The sequence below is a fragment of the Neisseria sp. P0019.S002 genome (assembly GCF_051957155.1).
Classification (GTDB): domain Bacteria; phylum Pseudomonadota; class Gammaproteobacteria; order Burkholderiales; family Neisseriaceae; genus Neisseria; species Neisseria perflava.
In genome coordinates, this window is record NZ_JBQCWS010000087.1 from 1 (window position 1) to 482 (window position 482).

Sequence of the window (482 nt, forward strand, 5' to 3'; positions counted from 1 at the left end):
GTTTTGTGTTCACATCCGACCGTAAAGCAGGCTTTACCAACCACCCTCAGTCGGCGTCATCTTTCTCCGATTAGATACCGCGCAACAATTCGTTCACGCTGGTTTTCGCACGGGTTTGCGCGTCCACACGTTTGACGATAACTGCGCAGTAGAGGCTGTGGCTACCGTCTTTGGAAGGCATGCTGCCGGATACGACAACAGAGCCAGCCGGTACGCGGCCTTGATAGATTTCGCCGGTAGTACGGTCAAAGATTTTAGTGGATTGAACGATGAATACGCCCATAGAAATCACGCTGCCTTCTTCGACAATCACGCCTTCGACGATTTCAGAACGCGCGCCGATGAAGCAGTTGTCTTCAATAATGGTCGGGCCGGCTTGCAGAGGCTCGAGTACGCCGCCGATGCCGACGCAGCCGCTCAAGTGCACGTTTTTACCGATTTGTGCGCAAGCGCCTACAGTCGCCCACGTATCGACCATCGCA

General features: G+C 54.4%; 1 protein-coding gene. It reads right to left on the bottom strand.

The window, feature by feature from the left end:
• Positions 1–70: 70 nt before the first annotated feature.
• On the bottom strand, positions 71–482 hold a 412-nt coding region (locus tag ACTHTY_RS11695), incomplete at its 5' end, for a 2,3,4,5-tetrahydropyridine-2,6-dicarboxylate N-succinyltransferase (RefSeq protein WP_440367797.1).